The sequence below is a fragment of the Vreelandella rituensis genome (assembly GCF_003336665.1).
In the GTDB taxonomy this organism is placed as follows: domain Bacteria; phylum Pseudomonadota; class Gammaproteobacteria; order Pseudomonadales; family Halomonadaceae; genus Vreelandella; species Vreelandella rituensis.
The window spans coordinates 1-2,618 of the sequence record NZ_QPIJ01000127.1 but is presented as its reverse complement, the minus strand read 5'-3'; the positions used below and the strand labels follow the sequence as shown (position 1 = coordinate 2,618).

At 60.8% G+C, this 2,618-nt stretch carries 2 protein-coding genes; one reads left to right on the top strand and one right to left on the bottom strand.

Features of this window, described 5'->3' with window-relative positions; all coding sequences use genetic code 11:
• Positions 1–168: 168 nt before the first annotated feature.
• On the bottom strand, positions 169–1,146 hold the full coding sequence (locus DU506_RS20950; protein WP_181870846.1) for a ribose-phosphate diphosphokinase: 978 nt from the start codon (positions 1,144–1,146) through the stop codon (positions 169–171).
• Between the two features lie 573 nt (positions 1,147–1,719).
• Here DU506_RS20950 and iscB point away from each other — a divergent pair.
• Positions 1,720–2,618: RNA-guided endonuclease IscB (gene iscB / locus DU506_RS20945; RefSeq protein WP_181870845.1), on the top strand; the 899-nt coding region annotated here is incomplete at its 3' end.

The following is a 2,618-nucleotide window of genomic DNA, read 5'->3' as shown; positions in this document are numbered from 1 at the left end:
CCGTGAGCATTTGTCGGGGCATGGCAGGCTCGCCGTTTGTTGGTGTCGGAACCTCTATTCTGTGAGCTTGCCCCTATCCTGCCAAATCTTCCTGCCACCAAACATCAACAGACCCTAGCAAAAAATCTGCCTGAATCCCCTGCCATTCGGATGGAATAGGCGTTGCCGTTACGCCGGGCCCTCGAGCAGTTCGGTGAGTGAGCCATTCTCATGGGCGCGGCGGATTGCCTCGGCAAAGAGCGGAGCGGCGCTGACCACCTCGAGGTGCTGGCTGGCTACTTCGGCATCGAGACGAGTTGGCGGGACGGTATCGGTAACGATGAGCTTACTCAATTGGGGATCGCTGACCACCCGGCCGGCATCGCCGACGAACAGGCCGTGGGCCGCCAGACCGTATACCGCCGTTGCTCCTCGGCCTAGGCACGCCTGAGCAGCGCGCAGCAGGGTGCCCCCCGAACTGATCAGGTCATCCACGACCAGCACGGTGGCGCCGTCGACCTCGCCGGTCAGCAGGGTGCCGCTGACCTTGCCCTCACTGCGTCGTTTCTCCATGTAGGCTGCGCCGATCTCGCGATCCAGCATGGGCTCGAGCATTTCCCTGAAGCCCTGCGCCCGCTTCACGCCGCCTGGGTCGGGGGATGCCACTACCACCGGCCCGTCGCCACAGCGCTCGCGCATGTAATCGGCGAACAGGCGACGCGTGTCGAGGGTGTGGGTGGGGCAGCGGAAGGCATTCTGGAAGGCCGCAGGATTGTGGACGTCGAGCGTCATGACGGCGTCGATGCCCATGGCTTCGAGAAGCATGGCGAGATAGCGAGAGGAAAGCGGGTCGCGTGACTTGGTCCGGCGATCCTTGCGTGCATAGGCCATGTAGGGGATCACCGCGGTCACCCGCTGGGCTCCCGCATCGCGGACGGCGCCCAAGAAGAACAGCAGCCGGCAAAGCCGCTCGTTGACCCCTTGCTCCGGGTCACCATTGAGGCTCTGCAACACATAGACGTCCTCGCCACGCACGCTTTCCAGCGGTCGCGCCTTGTGCTCGCCATCTTCGAAGTCGCGCTCTTCGTGCTCGGCAAGCGAGATGCCTAGTGCCTGCACAACTTTTTCGCCAAAGGGTCTACTGGCGTTGAGAGAGAATAGTTTCATGCCTTCCAGCATAGACGCTGGCACAAGGGTTTGACGAGGCTGAAGGTGAATCTTCGCCGTTGGGTATGGAATGCGCCCCTGCCAGTTGCCCGCCCCTTCTGGCCCGGCGATATACCTGAAACGGGATGAGGCATTCGCTGCACCGGTTGAACAAAACCCTCACCCAAGTGCGGTGAATGAACTATCTTTTTTGAGGCAGGCTCGAGTCGGGTTGTGCTGTTGCCTGCCGAGGTATTCAGAAGCCCGGAAAGGCGTCGAGTGCAGGTGTGCGGTTGGTCAACTACCTCGCCCTAAAGGACGAGGCTTGTGACAGCAAGCCCGGTTGACCAGGGAAAGCGGTAGCCAACCCGCTACGTTTGCAATAGGTCGTCAAGACCCACCGCCGAATGCTTCGCTCAGTTCGGCGCTCTGGAAGATCAGGGTCATGCTGGTGAAAGGTAAAGCGCCGAAGGTTCTGATCGCTGTCGATGGCACCACGGTCGGCAGGAGCCAGTTGCAGACATTCCCGAGGGGAGACCGGTTGGAAGACCTGCGTCACCAGGCCCGTAAGGGCAATGTTTAGGAGGAGATCGCATGGCGGTGTTCGTATTGGGAAAGAACAAGCAGCCGTTGATGCCGTGTAGCGAAAAACGCGCACGGCTATTGCTGGAGCGTGGTCGGGCGGTGGTGGTGCACCTGACGCCTTTCGTGATCCGCCTGCGTGATCGCTGCCTGAGTGACTGCGCCTTGCAGCCGACGTTGCTGGGCATTGATCCGGGCAGCAAGGAAACCGGCCTGGCGCTGATGCGTCTGGAAGAAAACGCGACGGACGAGCAAGCCCCGGCAACCCGCCATGTGCTTTGCCTGTTTCAGTTGGTGCATCGGGGCTTCCAGATTCGCCAAGCCTTGGAGCAACGTGCCGGTTTGCGGCGTCGGCGACGCAGCAAGAATCTGCGTTATCGTCAGCCGCGTTTTGATAACCGCACGCGCAAGAAGGGCTGGCTACCACCCAGCCTGCAACACCGGGTCGATACGACCATGGCCTGGGTGGACAAGCTGTGCCGTTGGGCGCCGGTGACTCATCTGAACATGGAATTGGTGCGCTTCGATCTACAGAAGACGGAAAACCCGGAGATTTCCGGGGTCGAGTACCAGCAAGACACCTTGCTTGGCTATGAGGTGCGTGAATACCTGCTGGAAAAATGGGGGCGTGAGTGTGCCTATTGCGGCACCGGTGATACACCGCTGGAGATCGAGCATGTGGTAGCGAAATCTCGGGACGGCTCTAGCCGAGTGAGCAATTTGACCATCGCCTGCCATGAGTGCAACCAGGCCAAGGACAGCCAGTGGCTTGCTGATTTCTTTGCCACCGACAAGGGACTCAAGAAACGCCTCAAAGCCAATGGCTTGTCGGCGGAAGTCCGCCTTGAGCGCGTCCAGCGCCAGCTCAAATTACCGCTGCGGGATGCCGCTGCCGTCAACGCCACCCGCTG